21 protein-coding genes are annotated in these 16,680 nt (G+C 66.8%); 14 read left to right on the top strand and 7 right to left on the bottom strand.

All coding sequences use genetic code 11. The features are described 5' to 3' along the window. The first annotated feature begins 23 nt into the window (after positions 1-23). The 9 genes from C2868_RS17180 (at position 24) to C2868_RS01225 (ending at position 7,039) form a co-directional block, all read left to right on the top strand. Positions 24-251, top strand: a complete 228-nt coding sequence (locus C2868_RS17180; protein ID WP_146047983.1) for a hypothetical protein — start codon at positions 24-26, stop codon at positions 249-251. Continuing rightward, positions 248-571: a hypothetical protein gene (locus C2868_RS01255; RefSeq protein WP_100811946.1), complete on the top strand. Its 324-nt coding sequence runs from the start codon at positions 248-250 to the stop codon at positions 569-571. Before C2868_RS17180 ends, C2868_RS01255 begins: the two co-directional genes overlap by 4 nt. Next, positions 568-1,623: an AAA family ATPase gene (locus tag C2868_RS01250; protein ID WP_232711296.1), complete on the top strand. Its 1,056-nt coding sequence runs from the start codon at positions 568-570 to the stop codon at positions 1,621-1,623. Before C2868_RS01255 ends, C2868_RS01250 begins: the two co-directional genes overlap by 4 nt. Then, positions 1,620-1,790, top strand: coding sequence for a hypothetical protein (locus C2868_RS17330; RefSeq protein ID WP_157813978.1), 171 nt, complete (start codon positions 1,620-1,622; stop codon positions 1,788-1,790). The genes C2868_RS01250 and C2868_RS17330 overlap by 4 nt, the downstream gene beginning before the upstream one ends. Further along, positions 1,787-2,155, top strand: coding sequence for a hypothetical protein (locus C2868_RS01245; protein ID WP_100811947.1), 369 nt, complete (start codon positions 1,787-1,789; stop codon positions 2,153-2,155). Before C2868_RS17330 ends, C2868_RS01245 begins: the two co-directional genes overlap by 4 nt. Continuing rightward, positions 2,155-5,154 (top strand): phage tail tape measure protein, encoded by a 3,000-nt coding sequence (locus tag C2868_RS01240; RefSeq protein ID WP_103662788.1) that lies wholly within the window; start codon positions 2,155-2,157, stop codon positions 5,152-5,154. The genes C2868_RS01245 and C2868_RS01240 overlap by 1 nt, the downstream gene beginning before the upstream one ends. A 27-nt stretch (positions 5,155-5,181) precedes the next feature. Further along, positions 5,182-5,568 carry a hypothetical protein gene (locus C2868_RS01235; protein WP_100811966.1) on the top strand — a complete coding sequence of 129 codons (387 nt, stop codon included), beginning with the start codon at positions 5,182-5,184 and terminating at the stop codon, positions 5,566-5,568. Between the two features lie 2 nt (positions 5,569-5,570). Then, complete coding sequence (locus C2868_RS01230; protein ID WP_100811967.1) at positions 5,571-6,377, top strand: hypothetical protein; 807 nt, start codon at positions 5,571-5,573, stop codon at positions 6,375-6,377. A 122-nt stretch (positions 6,378-6,499) separates the two neighbouring features. After that, on the top strand, positions 6,500-7,039 hold the full coding sequence (locus tag C2868_RS01225) for a hypothetical protein (RefSeq protein ID WP_100811968.1): 540 nt from the start codon (positions 6,500-6,502) through the stop codon (positions 7,037-7,039). A 520-nt stretch (positions 7,040-7,559) separates the two neighbouring features. On the opposite strand, the gene C2868_RS01220 is transcribed toward C2868_RS01225, so the two are convergent. Continuing rightward, on the bottom strand, positions 7,560-7,991 hold the full coding sequence (locus tag C2868_RS01220; RefSeq protein WP_100811969.1) for a DUF6941 family protein: 432 nt from the start codon (positions 7,989-7,991) through the stop codon (positions 7,560-7,562). Next, on the bottom strand, positions 7,991-8,278 hold the full coding sequence (locus C2868_RS01215) for a hypothetical protein (RefSeq protein WP_146047981.1): 288 nt from the start codon (positions 8,276-8,278) through the stop codon (positions 7,991-7,993). The genes C2868_RS01220 and C2868_RS01215 overlap by 1 nt, the downstream gene beginning before the upstream one ends. Before the next feature lie 488 nt (positions 8,279-8,766). On the opposite strand from C2868_RS01215, the gene C2868_RS01210 reads away from it, so the two are divergent. The 5 genes from C2868_RS01210 to C2868_RS01190 all read left to right on the top strand — a co-directional run bounded on the left by C2868_RS01210 (position 8,767) and on the right by C2868_RS01190 (position 11,238). Then, a complete protein-coding gene (locus C2868_RS01210) occupies positions 8,767-9,075 on the top strand; it encodes a hypothetical protein (protein ID WP_232711300.1) in 309 nt (102 codons plus the stop codon). Positions 9,076-9,080: 5 nt separating this feature from the next. Continuing rightward, positions 9,081-9,428 carry a hypothetical protein gene (locus tag C2868_RS01205; RefSeq protein ID WP_146047980.1) on the top strand — a complete coding sequence of 116 codons (348 nt, stop codon included), beginning with the start codon at positions 9,081-9,083 and terminating at the stop codon, positions 9,426-9,428. Positions 9,429-9,467: 39 nt separating this feature from the next. Next, entirely contained in the window at positions 9,468-10,010 is a 543-nt protein-coding gene (locus C2868_RS17555; RefSeq protein ID WP_198519588.1) for a helix-turn-helix domain-containing protein, read from the top strand. Between the two features lie 159 nt (positions 10,011-10,169). Continuing rightward, positions 10,170-10,739, top strand: a complete 570-nt coding sequence (locus C2868_RS01195) for a mismatch-specific DNA-glycosylase (protein ID WP_100811972.1) — start codon at positions 10,170-10,172, stop codon at positions 10,737-10,739. 115 nt (positions 10,740-10,854) lie between these two features. Then, positions 10,855-11,238, top strand: coding sequence for a hypothetical protein (locus C2868_RS01190; RefSeq protein ID WP_100811973.1), 384 nt, complete (start codon positions 10,855-10,857; stop codon positions 11,236-11,238). A 27-nt stretch (positions 11,239-11,265) separates the two neighbouring features. Here C2868_RS01190 and C2868_RS01185 read toward each other — a convergent pair whose 3' ends face one another. From C2868_RS01185 to C2868_RS01165, 5 genes are read right to left on the bottom strand one after another with little or no spacing between them, the layout of a single operon-like run. Beyond that, positions 11,266-12,264, bottom strand: a complete 999-nt coding sequence (locus tag C2868_RS01185) for an alpha/beta hydrolase (protein ID WP_100811974.1) — start codon at positions 12,262-12,264, stop codon at positions 11,266-11,268. 4 nt (positions 12,265-12,268) lie between these two features. Further along, positions 12,269-13,471: a multidrug effflux MFS transporter gene (locus C2868_RS01180; protein ID WP_100811975.1), complete on the bottom strand. Its 1,203-nt coding sequence runs from the start codon at positions 13,469-13,471 to the stop codon at positions 12,269-12,271. Beyond that, positions 13,468-14,841, bottom strand: a complete 1,374-nt coding sequence (locus C2868_RS01175; RefSeq protein WP_100811976.1) for an FAD-dependent oxidoreductase — start codon at positions 14,839-14,841, stop codon at positions 13,468-13,470. The genes C2868_RS01180 and C2868_RS01175 overlap by 4 nt, the downstream gene beginning before the upstream one ends. A 49-nt stretch (positions 14,842-14,890) precedes the next feature. Then, a complete protein-coding gene (locus C2868_RS01170) occupies positions 14,891-15,952 on the bottom strand; it encodes a polyprenyl synthetase family protein (RefSeq protein ID WP_100811977.1) in 1,062 nt (353 codons plus the stop codon). Between the two features lie 9 nt (positions 15,953-15,961). Next, positions 15,962-16,624 (bottom strand): class I SAM-dependent methyltransferase, encoded by a 663-nt coding sequence (locus C2868_RS01165; protein WP_100812164.1) that lies wholly within the window; start codon positions 16,622-16,624, stop codon positions 15,962-15,964. Positions 16,625-16,680: the final 56 nt, after the last annotated feature.

Below are 16,680 nucleotides of genomic sequence, written 5' to 3'. Positions count from 1 at the left end.
GGAACAAACGAAGGGAGCAAGCAGTGAGCATCGCCGAAGACGCAATCGCCTTGCGACTGATCGACCCGCCTCGGGCGCGGGAGATCCGTGAGCGCGCCAAGCTGCCTGGCTCTTGGATTGCCATGGAGCTACGAGTCGACCCCTACACCGTCCGCCGCTGGGAGACCGGAGCCAGTCGTCCACGTGGACGCATGCGGCTCCGGTACGCACGTCTCCTTGCCCAGCTGAACGAAATCAACGAAGCGGCATGAGCATCGCTGCGTCGTCGCCAGGACTGGCCCGCGTCACACCCATAGGGCGACGTGCGGCCACGGTCGACGAGATCCTCACCCAGTCGCGCGACCCTCACGAACTCCCCGCCGAGCTACACGACCTCTGGCGTGACGGGTTTCACGCGGGAGCGGCAGCGATGCGCGCACAGCGCGACCAGGCCGAAGCCGCGGCGGACTACTGGTACCTCCGCGCGAACCACTCCGCCACACAGATCCGCGAGATGCAACTGCGGGCGATGGATGAAGGGTGGCGCGTGTACTGGCGGACCGGGATGCCTACCGAGGCGGTGCCCGAGTGACCAAGGAACAGGAAGCCGACCGCCCGGATCGCTATGTCGATGTCGAGGCGATCCTCAACGGGACGTTCACGGCTCCACAGACATCGATCGGCGGGCGCAGGAGCGACGGTGTACCGCTGCTGTACGCCGCAGCTGTGAACGTCCTGCTCGGTGCCCCAGAAGCCGGGAAAACGCTCGTGGCCGGCGCGATGGCTGCAGACGAACTCTTCACCGAGGGCCGGGTGCTGTGGGTCGACCTCGACCACAACGGGGCACCCGCGATCCTCACCCGGTTCCGCCAGTACGGAGTCGCGGCCGAGACGCTCATCGACCCTTCCCGGTTCCGGCTGTCCATCCCGGAGGACGCGGAAACGGTGATGGCTGTCGTGAAGGACGCGACGACATGGAACCCGACTCTCGCGGTAGTCGACAGTATCGGTGAGCTCCTCCCCCTCTTTGGGGCCTCGAGCAACGACAGCGACGACTACACCCGAGTCCACCGGGCCGTCCTCACCGCTCTCGCCCGGACGGGTACAGGGGTTCTCGCGATCGACCACGAGGCCAAGGGCACCGACTCACGCAACTACGGAGCCACCGGCACCATGGCGAAGAAACGGGCCGTAGACGGTGCGCTGATCCGCGTGACGAACGTCTCCCCGTTCACTCCGGGGCGTGGTGGAGAAGCTCAACTCTCGATCGTGAAGGACCGCCACGGGGCACTCCGTGCGATCTCCACGGCTTCACGGGAACCGATCGTTTGCAACTTCACCCTCGACTCGCGCGGCGACGCGCTGCTCGCTAGGTTCCCTGCTCCTATGCAAGTGCATGTTCCCCGGTCCGATTTGGACGAACTGCACCGGCTTGTTCCCCCGCCCTCCTCTGTGCGTGATGTGAAGGAGCGGATGAGGTGGGGCGGAACGCGTGCGACCAGGGCTTTTCAGGAGTTCAAGGGTGTTCCCGGAACACCGGGGAACGTTCCGGGAACGGGTGACGAGTGGAGTGTTCCCGTGTTCCCCGTCTCTATAGACGGGGAACGGGGAACGCTCGTCGGGAACCACGGGGGTGCGTCATGAGAAATCCGGTTGCCGCGATCGCCAATCACTACACCTGCCCCGACTGCCTCAACGACGGGCACCTCACTCAACTCGACACCGGCGTCTGGGTTCTGACCGTCCTGCACGACCCCACATGCCCGTTCCTCGCCCAGCGGAAACAGGCCCAGAACGGAGCACGCTCATGACCGACATCGACGATCAAGTCGCGGCATTCGCGGCACAACTCGACGACCTCGCCGCAGTCGAACCGCAGCAGATCCTCAACGACGTCGACCGCCTCTCAACGGCGATCATCACCGCCCCCGACTGGTTGATGGCATCAGCGGAGATCCGGGAGACGCTCGACCGGTTCCCCGATGACGAGGACTACGCACACGGGGTCATCCTGGGGGCAATCATCCGCCTCACGCTCCACCTGACGCTCACCGCGGACCTATCCACCCTCCCGGGCGAAGAGGGGCTGCTGCGTCGCCTCCAGGCTGTCGCCTCAGCGTGCAGGGGGCTCGGGATTCACACACCAGGCGGCGCTGTGTTCTTCGGGGGTGTGTGATGGGTGGCTTCGACGCGGGAGCGCTCCTCTTCAAGATCCAGACCGTAGGCGCGGCGATCTTCAAGAAGGAGCAGGGCGACGCATCCCAAGCGCTCGAGAAGACCGGGCGGGCCGCGAAGACCGCGGCAGACGACCTCGACCAGGCCGGCACCGCGACGGACACCGCGGGCAAGAAGGCGAAGGCCGCGAAGGGCCCGCTGAACGAGCAGGCTGACGCGACCAAACGGGTCGGCGACGAGTCGAAACGGTCGAAGCGCCCGCAAGAGGAACAGGCGAAGGTCACCGAGCAGCAGGCCAACGCGGCGAAGTCCCTCTCCGTGGGCCTGCTCGCTGCGGGTGTCGCTGTCGGCGCGCTCGTCGGCATCTCTGTCACGAAGTACGCCGAGTTCGATTCGGCGATGTCGAACGTTCGCGCTTCGACTATGGCGACGGTGGAGGATCAGCGCGCCCTTGGCGACGCGGCCCTCGAAGCTGGCGCGGACACCGCCTACTCGGCCTCCGAGGCTGCAGGTGCACAGGAAGAGCTCGCGAAAGCGGGCCTCAACGTCGCGGACATCGTCGGCGGTTCACTGAACGGTGCGCTCGCTCTCGCCGCCGCCGGACAACTCGAAGTCGCCCGGTCCGCGGAGATCATGGCCACCACGCTGACGCAGTTCCGGCTACCTGCCGAGCAAGCCGCGCACGTCTCGGACGTGCTCGCCGCCGGGGCCGGCAAGGCTCAAGGGTCAGTCGACGACCTCGCTCTCGCCCTGTCATACGTTGGCCCGCTCGCGGGGTCTGTCGGCTTCTCCCTCAACGAGACGGCGGGCACGATCGCGTACTTCGCGACGCAGGGCATCATCGGCGAGAAGGCGGGTACGTCCCTTCGGGGCGTTCTTGCTTCTTTGCAGGCTCCCTCCGCTGCGGCGGACAAGGAGATGAAAAAGTACAACATCAGCATGTTCGACGGCAACGGCAACATGCTTTCAATGGCTGGCATCGCCGAGCAGCTGCGCACTCGCCTCGGCAACCTCAGCGAACAGGAACGGCTCGCGGCCCTTGGTCGGATCTTCGGCAACGAGTCGCTCAACGCGGCCACCCTGTTGTACGAAGGTGGCGCTGAGCAAGTCAATAAGTGGACTGAGGCAGTCGACGACACAGGTTACGCCGCTCAGCAGGCCGCGATCCGTCAGGACAACCTGGCCGGTGATGTCGAGAAGCTCGGTGGTGCGTTCGATACCGCGTTCATCAAGACCGGGTCCGGCGCGAACGAAGTGCTCCGCACAATGGTGCAGGCAGCGACCGCGCTCGTCGACATATACGGGGAACTCCCCGAGCCGGTGCAGACGACCGCGCTCGTCATCGGGGTCGCGACGACCGCCGTACTCCTCTTCGGTGGTGCCGCCGTCGGTCTTCGCGCGAAGTATCTCGAGTTGAAGACTGCACTCGACACGACAAATGGCAGCTTCAACCGAACCGCGATCCTCGGGGGCGCAGCGGGTCTCGCACTGACCGGTGTCATCACCGTCATCGCATTGCTCGCACAGCAGCAAGCCGAAGCGCGCGCGAAGGCCCAGGCGTACGCTGACACGCTCGAAGACGGCAACAACAAGATCACCGAGTCAACCCGAGACCTCGCCAAGGCTAACCTCGCAACCGACCGGACGCTCCTCTGGGCGAACTTCGGTTCCGCCTTCGACAACGCGCAGAAGCTCGGCATCAGCCTCGACCTGGTCACGGACGCCGCGACCGGCAACGTCTCCGCGATGAAGGAGCTCAGGTCTGTGCTCGACGTCGCCACGGGCGGCGGGCAGGACGCGCAACGGATGGCCGATGAGCTCGGCATCAGCCTCATCGATCTGTCCCAGTCAGCCGGCACACTCGACGAGGCAGTCCGCGGCGAAGCATCGTCGCTCGACGCCGCGATCGAGATCCAGGAGCAGCTGTCGGAGGTCACCGACGAGGGCACAGAGGTCACGAAGACCGCCACCGAGGCTTACGTCGCCGCGGCCTCAAGCGCCGATGATCTCACTTCCTCCCTGGAAGAGCTGATCGAGATAGTGAACGAAGCGAACGGGGTGGGGCAGGACGCGATCACCGCGAACATCGACTACAAAGACGCGCTCTCCGACGTGAATGAGGTGATCCGGAAAGCCAAGGAAGGTCTCGACGAGAACACCGACGGCGTCGCCGACTACACGCTCACCCTCGATGAAAACACGCAGGCCGGTCGAGACAACATGGACATGCTGGTTGAACAGGCGTCCAAGGCCCAGGATGCCGCTGATGCCCAACTGGCGGTCGATCACAACACGGACGCTTACTTTGAGCGGCTGCGGACCGGTCGTCAGACTCTGATCGACAACGCCCAGGCGTTCGGTTACAGCACTGAGCAAGCCGAAGCGCTCGCGGATCAAATCTTCCGGATCCCTTCCGACGTTGAGGTGAAGGCGATCGTCGAAACGTCTGAAGCCGCATCGCGGATCGACCGGTTGCGGTCGGCCATCGATTCCCTCAAAGACAAGACGGTCAAGATCAACCTCACGACCCCGAACGGTGTGGCGCTGTCGGATCGACAAGTCGCCCAACAGTTCGGGTTCGGTTCCGCGAACGGCAACCTCATCGCGGCGTATGCGAACGGCGGGATCGAGCATTACGCGGGCGGCGGCATTCGGGAGAACCATGTCGCACAGATGGCTCGTGGTGGTGCGGTGCGGGTGTGGAACGAACCGGAGACGGGTGGGGAGGCGTACATCCCCCTCGCCCCGTCGAAGCGGGCCCGGTCGGTGCCGATCCTCGCCGAGACAGCCGCAGCGATGGGATACACGATCGTTCCCGCCACCGCCTCACGGTTCGCAGACGGCCGTGTGCGCGGTTCACGCGCAGCAGTAACCACGGCCGGCCGTTCCGGCCCGCTGTTTCAGATCATCGTCAACCCGACGCCGGGCATGAACGAGGACCAGCTCGCACGCAAGGCCGCGAAGGCCGCTGTCGAAGAAATCGAACGCCGAACCGCATAGCGCCCCGACCAACCCAAGGAGAACAGCATGACCGACTACACCGACCGGGCCGATGCCCTCAAAACAGCACTGCAAGACGTCGTCCGAGATCTTGAAGCAGACCTCGGCAAGCTCGCACGACACCGCGGGCGCACAAACGCCACGACGTCCGGACCCAGCTTCCGCGACCCAGGCCCCAACCGGCACACGTACAACCAACAGCGGTCCGAACACCCGGGACGAGTCCAGGCAACCGTCGACTCGTACCGGCCCGCGTTCAGCACCGCACGTGACCTCATCGGCAACGCCCTGCAGGAGGCATCCACTGGCCCCGAACGCACCATCCGCACACAACTGATCGACACGACCACGGCAGCCGCCGCGATCACCACCCACGACGACGCACGCACGCTCGTCGCGACCTTCGAGGAGTAACCATGCCCATCGACCCGTACCTCGTGAACCGTGCCGCGCAGACCTTCCCCCTGCACGTCCCCGACACGCTCACACAGTCCCGCCCCGGCTTGCGAGCCAAGTCCGTCGCTCACGCGGCGTTCAAGGCCGCACAGCAACACCTCACCAACATCAGCACCGCCGCCCGCTACGAACACCCCGAGGTCGCACCCGATGTGACCCCGGAGCTCCGTGCGGGTGTCACGGCGAACCTCCGCTCCCGGGTGGTGGATGCGTTCGAGAGCCCGCTCGGACTCATCCGCCAGGCGGAACGCGCACTCGAGGAAGCCAACAAGGCCGCGGAACCCCACCGCCTCAAGCTGAACCCCGAATCGACGTCGCAGTTGATCCGCACCGACCAGGCGTGGAACAACCACATCAAGCCGATGCTCGACGCCGGCAAGGGTTGGGACGAGATCATTCCCACCCTCGACGCGGATGGGGTCCTCGCCGCACAGCGCTTCGCACCAGCCCACGAATCGAACGCTCGCGACCGGTTCCACCAGCACGAAGTCCCCGCGGTCGTCGATGGGATTCGGGCGATGGCGGAACGACGAGCGGTGGACATCGCCCCGCCCGAGGCGCGCGAGATCCTCCGTGAAGCTCAGGACGTCGCCGCCGTAGTCGAATACACCCGCAACATGGCCCGGTGGACCGCCGAAGCTGACTACCGCAACGCCACGTCGTACACCATCGGCATCACACGCTCCGCGTTCCAGGTCGGCGCGCAGAACCCCGTCGACACGTCCCTCGACGCTCAGGAAGCGTACGCAACGTCTCTCGCCAGCTGACGAGAACGGGACCGGAGCCCCTGCCCACCCTCACCCGGTGGTGCTCCGATCCGGGGCCGTCCCCGACCAACGGTGGGACGGCCCCACCTCAACAGCACCACCAAACAGGAAAGCTGGAAATCATGGGCTCACGAGTCCCAGGAACACAGTCATTCGGCCGGCAGAACGAAGAACGCGACCAGCTTCGGCGCGGCGTCCAAGACGCCCTCCGCGTCGACGGGGCGCAGTACGCGCAGCTGTACGCACGGTTTCAAGAACTCGTCGCCCAATCTGTGCTGCCCGCCGAGGTCTTCGAGGTCGACCACGCGCCCGCGATCACGGCAACGATCGGGGCAGAGTTCGCGACGGTGACCACGCCGGTCCCAGACGGATACACCCGGGCGCTCGTGTCGATCACTGCGACCGTCCGGGTTCGCAACAGCGGGTCCGCGGGCTCATGGGCAGATCTGAACTTGTCCCCACGGATCCAGGGCGTGGTGCAGATCACGAACTGGGGTTCCATCGACGGAACGAGAACTGGCACCGTTTCCGCTTCTTGCACCGAGGTTCTCGAGGGCCTTGCTCCCGGGGACGATGTCTCGGTCAGCGCGTCAGCGTCGTTCCCCGTGGCCTACACGCTCGGACAGGTCAGTGTGGCCGGATCGATCCTCTTCTTGCGCTGATCACCCGCGCTCAGCGCACCCTGCCGGAATGGGGTGAGGAAGTCTGAGCTGACCTTGAGGGTCGCCTGAGCCAGCCCTGAGGCACGCTCCGTAGTGTCATCTGTGTCGCAACGAACGGGGCCGAGAACACAGGCACAACGCAGCGCGACAGGCACGGGAACGAGGCGTGGGGACGCCAAGGACTCGAGTAGCAAGACCACGAACGGGGCGAGAAACCTGGGGTATCTCACCGTTCGCGAATCGGTGCAGACGCCAGCCGTCCGACCGCGTGGATCGCGATAACGCCTGGGGAGGCGGCGACCACGGGCAACGGACGGCGGCGGGCCCGGTCAAAGCTCGGCGATTCGCGTGCGCGACCTGTGGACAGACCTTGCCAACCGGTCGGGTCCACGGCGTACTGTTCACGCATGGATGAGTTGAGGACTCAACCGCACTGCCCAGACGGCTCGACCGTGATGGTTGACGACGGGCCCACGGTGCGATGCCGTGGATGCGGGTGGATAGGTGTCGAGCGCGCGGTCTAGTTGGGGCCGGGGATTTGAGCTTCGAGCACTTCGAACTTGACTTCGTCTATCTGCGTAGCGCCTGCTGTGAGCACGAACTTGTACCGCCCGGACGGCAAGGGCATCCCCTCGAACCGGACCGCGAAGGTGAAATCGAGTTCAGTTCCAGGGGCCAGCCCAGGCGGTCTTCCCACCTCAAAATCACCGCGCATCTCGACAGGATCGGACGACTCGCCAAGCCGAACGTTCTGACCGTCCTCATTGAACAGTTCGACGAGGAGTCGACGCCGTCGGTTGGCGTCGTCCCAGGGCACGAGAATTTGGCCAGCGACATGAATACTCACCGGCGCACCGGGGGGTACTCCAATTCGGCTCCACCCTCCGCCTTGCACATAGAGCTTCCCGTTGATGGCCTCCGCGAAGTCGCAGAGGATGAGAAATCCGTGCACTAGACCGAGACGGTTCCGGCGCGCCACCCGGTCGTCACGCCCGACGAAGACCAACCAGACAACCACTGAAGGCTCTGTTCTCGCCATGTCGTCACGTCCACAGACACGTCGATCAGATCGTCTTCGACAGACACTACTGTGCCTTCGGCCTGGTGTCCCTCGAGATCATCCAGCTGCACTCGGCCGCCGAGCATGACTGCCCCGGCGGGAGCGTCCAGCAGGTCGGCGAACGTCACGGTGAGCGCGTCCTGCTCGTCCATTGATTGAAAATCTGCAGCAAATCGCATTTTTTTCTCCTTGAGCGTCAGCCTAGAGCGGCCGGAACCTCTGCGATAGATCCTCCCACGTCTCGTCCGTGAGGTCGCCGGGAAGGATTAATGAATAATGCGGGTGCGGTCCAGTTGCTGTCAATGAGTACTTTGCGTCTGTCAGATCACTTACGTGGCACCACAAGAACTCACTGAATAAGCGTCGGAGAACGGAGGACGCGGCGATGATCTCCCTACACGACATGCCAGCGCCGGCAGCCACAGAGAGCGCCGGAACACCGTGAGTTGTCACGCACCGCGCAAAGTTCTGATTCGTCGCGTGACGGTCCAATGGGCCGCCACGCACGACGAAGTCGTGCTCGCCCAGTGGCGGAGCGTCTCGGTACTTGAATGGGCGCACCACCTGCATATGGTAGCTCCGCCGACGCGTGGTGATGTGTCCCCGTCTGCGGTTAGCATCGTCATCTGGCGGGCCGGCGCCTGACACGGAGAAGGGGTTCCGGCAGGTGGGCACGAACAAGCGGTACGCCGCGCAGATCGACAAACGCATGGACGACCGCATTGTGCAGACGGTCACCACCGAGCAGCCGCTGCAGTCGCTGACAGAGAAGGAACTGCGCCTCGACGTCTACCCACTGACGACGTCGCCGCATCCGCTCGAGGTGCTTGTGTGGGTGCGGTTCGGGCCTCACGCTGTCCAGGTACGAGCTCGCGCGGTGCGGTGGACGCAGAAGGCCGTCGGCATCGAGTTCACCATCGGCGACCAGCAGCATCGGACATGGGTGTGGGCGAACGCCGTCGACCGGGCAGAATGAGCGGCATGCTCCAGACCGTCGCAGAATTGACCACCGCTGTCGCGACGATCGTTGCAGTCGGCGTGTCGCTATGGGTCGCGGTTCGCGCGGAGCGCCGAGCAGACCGCGCCGACAAGAAGATCCTCGCGGCGGAAAATGTGCGGCGTCGAGCGCAACGGGTAGAGCTGACCGCCGAACGCAACAGCCTCGACGGGCGAATCCCCACCCTCGAGCACTGGCTACAGGTCGAAGGCAGCTACAAGGCGGGCAGCCCCCGCGAGGCACAGCTGCAGGCCGAGTTCCGAAATGCCCGCGATCGCATCACTCTGATAGATGCGATCCTCTCGGAACTCGACGCGGAGGAGGTCGGCTAACGTTCGGCTTGTCCCCGCACTAGCCGAAAGGGTTTCCAGATGCCGCGATCTACCGCAGTGCACCGGGGCGACATTTGGGCGTACGCGACGACACTGACGGGACCGCTCGTTCCCGCGCGAATAGTCGTGCCGCCGTCCTACTACGGGGACGCCATCCGGATACGGCGTCTCGATGACCCGAACCTCGACGAGATGTGGGTGGATCGAAAACGTCTCCCCTGCGAGTGGGAGGACGTCGAGACTTTCCTCGCAACACACCCTCAGATCCGACGGGCTGAACAGCCGACAGACCTGGACGAATCCGAACAACGGTTCCGCGATGCCGCGGACGAGTTGTTCGGAGCTGGCCGCCTTGCCCTCCAGGTGATCATCCGGGACGCCGTCGCGCGCGCGCTGCAGCAGCCTCCGAAGCTCGCGTACACCTACGCAGAAGCAGCCGTCGCGGTCGGCGTGAGCCCGGCCACGCTACGAAACGAAGTCGCGGCCTCCCGCTTGATCCCGTCCTTCGTTGGAAGCAAACCGATCTTCACCGCCGAGGAGCTGACGAGATGGCTCCGCTCTCTTCCCGCCGAACCGCGCTAGTCCGCAGAAAGTCCGCAGAATCTTCCACGCGGCGCAACAATTGCCAACACCGGCCACCACCGAAAGGCGCATGAAATCAACGAATTCAGTCCCCGCCAGCACCCCGCAACGCGCAGGGTGCGATTCGTCAACTACCGCTGAGCGAACCCGGCCACACGGGTGGGGTTCTCACGCGCCGAACTCGAGTCGTTCCGTGATCGCGAGATCCCGGAATTCGTTCCGCCGCATCCACGCCTGCTGTTCGTCGGCATCAATCCGGGCCTGTGGACCGCAGCCACGGGGACTCCCTTCGCACGCCCCGGAAACCGGTTCTATCCGGCACTCGTCGCCGCGGGCATCATCCCGAGACTGCCGCGCATCCCCGACGAAGGGATGCCGGCAGAGGATCGTGCCATGTTCTTCGACGCGGGCATCGGCATCACGAGCATCGTCCACCGCGCCACCGCCCGCGGCGACGAACTGACCGCGCAGGAGCTGCGGGATGGCGCGCTTCGCCTGGAGACGGATGTCGCACGCTGGCGTCCTGTCGCGGTGGCGATCCTCGGTCTCACGGCATACCGGCAAGGGTTCGCTAGACCGCGAGCGCGAGCGGGACGGCAGGACGAGTCGCTCGCGGGCTCGGAGTTGTGGGTCTTGCCGAACCCCAGCGGTCTCAACGCGCACGAGACGCTCGCCTCGCTCGCCGCCGCCTACGCGGCTCCCGCTCGCGCCGCCGGCGTGCTCGCCTGAGAGACGAAGACCCGCCCCTATAGCAAGGCGGCCGCGTGCGCACAACGGGCTACGTCTGTGCTCGGCCGTCGGCGAGACTCATTCCCTCCCAGCCCCCCGGATTGCGAGGACCGAGATGACAGAGCGTGACAACCGCGGCCAGCCGCATGGTCCTGAGCGACTGCCCGACGAACAGCCGCCACCCGACCCGACCGATCTGACGAATCAGACGGCACTCCAGCACGGCGCGCCCAGCCGATGGCTCGTCCCCTCGGCGGTACTCGCGGGTGTAGTGGTCGTGCTCTCGCTCGTGGCGCTTCAGCTCCAGCTGGTGATCCCGATCGTCTCGATCGTCTTCGTCACCGTGATGTGGGTGTTGATGTTCGTCGCGTCGCGACGCACCCCGGACATCCGTCGAAAGAACCGTCTGCTCGCGTGGCTGATGGGGGGAATGGCGGTCGGTGCCGCCATATTGTTCGCGACCCTCTACGCGGTCGAGGCGTCGGGCATAGCGGGCTGATTCACGGGCGACCGCCCGGCAGCGACCTCACCTGCCGACGAACCCGCGCACCCAGCGACCCAGGCGGGCGTAAGCCTCTTCCCGGGCTTCGTGGCGCGAGAGGAAGACGTCGTGGATGGCGCCGTCGATGCGTTCGACGGTGACGGATGATCCGAGGCCCAGGGCCGCTCGAGCGATCTCGTCGACGTTCAGCACACTGTCGACCCGCGTGAGCTCGTCCGACCAGTGGGTCGGCACGGCCGACCGTGCGGACAGCAGAACGCACACCGGCACGTCGATCGCCAGGCCCGCGGCGATGCGCGCGTGCCCCCTGAGCACCGCGTTGAACCATCCGGCGTAGACCGCCATCGTCTGATCCGGTCGCCACTCCGGATTGATGACGACGGGATCGTCGGGGTCCGCGACCGCGCGCTGGGCCCGCGTGTAGAAGCCCAGGTCGACCTGGGGCGCGACATCGAGAGGATGCAGCCGCGCGCGCAGACTCACGACCGGCGCGAGTGCTGCGCGCGTGAGGCCGCTCAGCTGGAACTCCAGCCACGGGCTGTTCAGGATGACAGCGGATGCGACACCCGGATGCCGCGACGCCCACAGGCTCAGCGTCAGGCCGCCCGTCGAGTGACCGAGCAGCACGAGCCGTCGCTCGCCCCGATCCATGACGGTGAGCGCGGCGGCGATGTCTTCGTCGTAGTCGTCGAAATCCGTGATGTAGCCGGGCGTTTGACCCTTCCGCAGACTGCGGCCGTACTTGCGCAGGTCGAGCGCGAAGAAGCGCGCCCCGCGGTCCGCGAAGAAGCGAGCGAGGCGGGTTTGGAAGAAGTAGTCCGACCAGCCGTGCACGTACAGCACGTCGACGTCCGCCAGGGACCGATGATCCCCGAACAGACGCTCACCGAGCGACTCGACCGGCAGGTGGCGGACGAGCGTCGCGACGACGTCGCCCTCGTCGTCGGAACCGAGCGGCAGCGTGCGCTGCTCGAAGCCCGGCCCGAGCACGTCGGGCCGCCAGCCCGCGTCCGCCGCCGTCACGCGATCAGGTTAGCGCGCCGGAGTCGGGACGCCCCGCGCGCGCAGCCGCGAACACACCGATCCCGACGCAGGCCGTGATGATCAGCGCCATCGGCAACGCCGTATGCTCACCCCAGAGACCGACGAGCGGCGATACGGCGGCGCCCGCGACGAACTGGGACGCCCCGATCAGAGCGGACGCTCCGCCGCGCGCGCTCTCGGTGCGCGCGAGTGCGAGCGCGGTCCCGTTCGACATCGTCAGTCCCGTACCCGCGCAGAGCACGAAAGCGCCCGCCACGAACGACCAGACGGCGAGCGAACCGGTGAGGGTGAGCACGACGAGCGCGATGCCGGCCGTGAGCGCCAGCCCTTGGCCGATCGCGAGCATGCGCCTCGGGTGCACGCGCGGCGCCAACCAGGCGTTGACCAGGTTGGCGAGGATGAGGGCCGCGCCCGCGATCGCGAACATCAGCGAGTACCCCACGGGGTCCATGCCGAGCGCGACCTGCGCGACGAAAGGAGACGCCGAGACGTAGGCCAGCATCGCGGCGAACCCGAGCGCGAAGGCCACGAGGTAGCCCCGATAGGCACGGTCGCGCAGGAGCCTTCCGAACGTGCGGACGACGGATGCCGCGCCCCCCGTCGCTCGCCGCTCCGGCGGGAGGGACTCCGGCACGAACACCGCGGCCAGCACGAACATCACGACGGCGAGCACGGCGACGGCCCCCAGCGCCCCGCGCCACCCCCACGCGGCCGCCAGCAGCCCGCCGATCGGCGGCGCGATGATGGGGCCGAGCCCGACGACCGTCATCATCAGGCTCAGGGGCCGGACGGCCTGCCCGCGCTCGCTCAGGTCGACCACGATGGCGCGGGAGATGACCATGCCGGCCGATCCCGCGAAGCCCTGCACGATCCGCAATCCGATGAACACCGCGATGTGCGGCGCGAGCGCGATGCCGACGGATGCCACGGCGAAGACCGCGAGCGCGGCGAGCATCACTCGACGCCGGCCGAACCGGTCCGACGCCGGGCCCAGGACGAGCTGCCCCGCCGCGATGCCGATCAGGAATCCGGTCAGCGTCAGCTGGACCGTCGCGGCGGGCGCATTCAGGTCGCTCGAGATGTCGGTGAACGACGGCAGGTACAGATCGACCGCGAACGGCCCGACCGCGGCGAGATAACCGAGGACGGCGAGCAGACCGGGCGTCAGCCGCCTGGGCAGGCTCACTCCCCGCGCGAGATCGCGACCATCTCGTCGCGCGGCACGACCTTGATGCGCGCACGCTCGTGGGGAGCGCCCAGCGCCACCTCGTGCTCGTCCAGTCGGTGCCAGCCCTCGAGATCCGTCCAGCGCACACCGCGCTCCGCGAGAAGCGCGGGAATCGCGCCTTCCGAGGGATCCTCGGGCTGCCACCACGACGCCTGGTCGTTGATGAGGTGCCGGACGGTCTCCATCGCGTCGGACTTGGTGTGCCCGATCAGTCCGACGGGCCCGCGCTTGATCCACCCCGTGGCGTAAACACCCGAGACGCGCTCGTTCGAGTCCTGGTGGATCGCCTGGCCCTCGTGGTTGGGGATCACGCCGTGCCGGGCGTCGAAGGGCACCCCGGGCAACGGCGATCCGAAGTATCCGACGGCGCGGTAGATCGCCTGGATCGGGACCTCGCGGAACTCCCCGGTACCCACGATGCCGCCCTCGGCGTCGGGACGGGTGCGCTCGTACACGAACGCTGTCGCCCGGCCCGAGGCATCCTTCTTGACCTCCACCGGTCGCGCCCAGAAGTGCAGGTGCAGGCGACGGGATGCCTCACCACCGGCATTGTTCACCGACGGGCGCTTGCGCCACGACTGCAGCACGCGGTCGATGACCATGACCTGCTTGTTGCTCGCGATCGCGGTCTTCGAGGCCTCGTCGTAGTCGAAGTCCTCGTCGTAGACGACCATGTCGACGTCGCGCAGCTCGCCCAGCTCGCGCAGCTCCAGCGGGGTGAACTTCACCTGCGCAGGCCCCCTGCGACCGAAGATGTGCACGTCCGTGACGGGGGATGCCTTCAGCCCCCGGTAGACGTTGTCGGGGACCTCGGTGGGCAGCAGATCTTCGGCGTGCTTCGCGAGCATTCGTGCGATGTCGAGCGCGACGTTGCCGTTGCCGATCACCGCGACCGACTCGGCCTCGAGGGGCCAGGTGCGCGGCACGTCGGGGTGACCGTCGAACCAGCTGACGAAATCGGCTGCGCCGTAGGAGCCCTCTGCGTCGATGCCCGGGATGTCGAGATCGGTGTCGCGGATCGCGCCGGTCGCGAAGATCACGGCGTGATAGTGGTGCTTGAGGTCGTCGAGCGTGATGTCCTCGCCGTAGCGGACGTTGCCGAACAGGCGGATGTCGCCCCGGTCGAGCACCTCGCGGAGCGCCGTGATGATGCCCTTGATGCGCGGGTGATCGGGCGCGACTCCGTATCGCACGAGCCCGTAGGGCGCGGGAAGCTGCTCGAAGAGATCGATCGAGACATCGAACTTGCGCTCGGTCTTGAGCAGGATGTCCGCGGCATAGATGCCCGCGGGCCCCGCTCCGACGATGGCCAGCCTGAGCTTGGTCATGGGGTCCTTCCGGTGGTGCGTTGCGAAGTGGGGGGAGCGCTGCGCGCGCTCAGCTGCTGCGGTCGACGACGGCTTCCGAGAAGCGCGTGAGCGCGTCGCGGACAGGACCGGCGGGGAGCGGATCGAGCGCCTCGACCGCTTCGCGTGCCCAGACGTGGGCCAGGCGCAGCGTGCGAGCGGTGGCGTCGTGGTCGCGCAGATCGGCGAGGGCGGCGTCGAGGATGGCGGGATCGGCGCCGTCGGCGATCCGGGCCACACCGCCGTCGATGCGGACCTTCAGGGCGACCGAGTCCGCATCCGTCTCCTGACCGAGCAGGAGGAACGGCATCGTCGGCACACCCGCGCGCAGGTCGGTGCCGGGAACCTTGCCGGTCTCGTCGGGGTCCGCACTCAGATCGAGCACGTCGTCGAGCAGCTGGAATGCGACGCCGGTCTTCTCGCCGAACGTGCGCAGCGGCATCCCGTACTCTTCGGGCGCACCGGCGAAGACGACGCCCGTCTCGGCGGCGGCGGCGATCAGCGAGCCGGTCTTGTCGGCGAGCACCTGCAGATAGAACGCAACGGGATCGTCGCCCTCTTGCGGTCCGACCGTCTCGTGCATCTGACCGAGCACGAGACGTTCGAACGTGTCGGCCTGCAGCCGGATGGCCCGCTCGCCCTGTCGCGCCATGATCTGGCTCGCGCGCGAGAACAGCAGGTCACCCGTCAGGATCGCGACGTTGTTGCCCCACACGGTCTGCGCGCTCGGCACCCCGCGGCGCACGTCCGCACCATCCATCACGTCGTCGTGGTACAGCGAACCGAGGTGCGTCATCTCGAGGGCGGTGGCACCTTCGATCACGGCCGGGGTGATGCCCTCACCCAGGTGGGCGGAGAGCAGCGCGAGCATCGGACGGATCCGTTTGCCACCGGCCTCGTACAGGTACCGGCTCGTCGCATCGGCGAGCGCGTCGGTCATCTTCAGTTCTTCGGCGAGGCTCGCCTCGACCCGATCGAGACCCGCCTCGACCTGCGCGAGAAGTTTGCGCGAGCGCGGGCCTGCGAAAACGCGCTCGGTCATGCCGAGTCGGCTCGTCAGTCGCGAGCCGCGCGCAGAGGAGCCCGGAGTCACCCCTTCAGCCTACCGGCGGGTTTTCCGCCCGCGGTGCAGAGCGACGATCCCGAACGAGAGGTTCCGGTAGGCGACATCCTGCCATCCCGCCGCGCGGATCCACCCGGCGAGGGTCTGCTGGTCCGGCCAATCGCGGATGGACTCGTTCAGATAGTCGTACGCGTCGGCGTTCGACGACAGCGCCCGTGCGACGAGCGGGAGCACCCGCGAGTTGTAGAACCCGTACAGTCCGGCGAAGGCGCGGGAGGGCGGATGCGAGAACTCGCAGATCACCACGCGGCCGCCCGGCTTCGTGACCCGCAGCAGTTCGGCGAGCGCCTTGCGGGGCTCGACGACGTTGCGCAGGCCGAACGACATCGTGACGGCGTCGAACTCGTCATCGGCGAAGGGCAGGTCGGTCGCGTTCGCCTCCACGAACGAGAGCCCCGCCACCGTGCCGTGTCGGCGGCGACCCTCGGCGATCATGCCGGGTGAGAAGTCCGCGGCGACGACCTCTGCGCCGCTGCGCGCGAGGGCGACCGACGAGGCCCCGGTTCCGGCGGCGAGGTCGAGGATCCGCTCGCCCGGGCGAGGCGCGATGGCTCGGCGCGTCGCGATGCGCCAGAGCTGGTCGTTGCCGAGGCTCAGCGCGGTGTTGGTGCGGTCGTAACGACCCGCGACCTGGTCGAACATGCTGCTGACGCGGGCCGGATCCTTGCCGAGATCGGCACGGTTGTGAGCGGCGGAGG

The sequence above is a fragment of the Microbacterium sp. CJ77 genome (assembly GCF_002911615.1).
Lineage (GTDB): Bacteria > Actinomycetota > Actinomycetes > Actinomycetales > Microbacteriaceae > Microbacterium.
The sequence above is the reverse complement of the archived record's forward strand: the minus strand, read 5'-3'. Positions and strand labels throughout refer to the sequence as shown.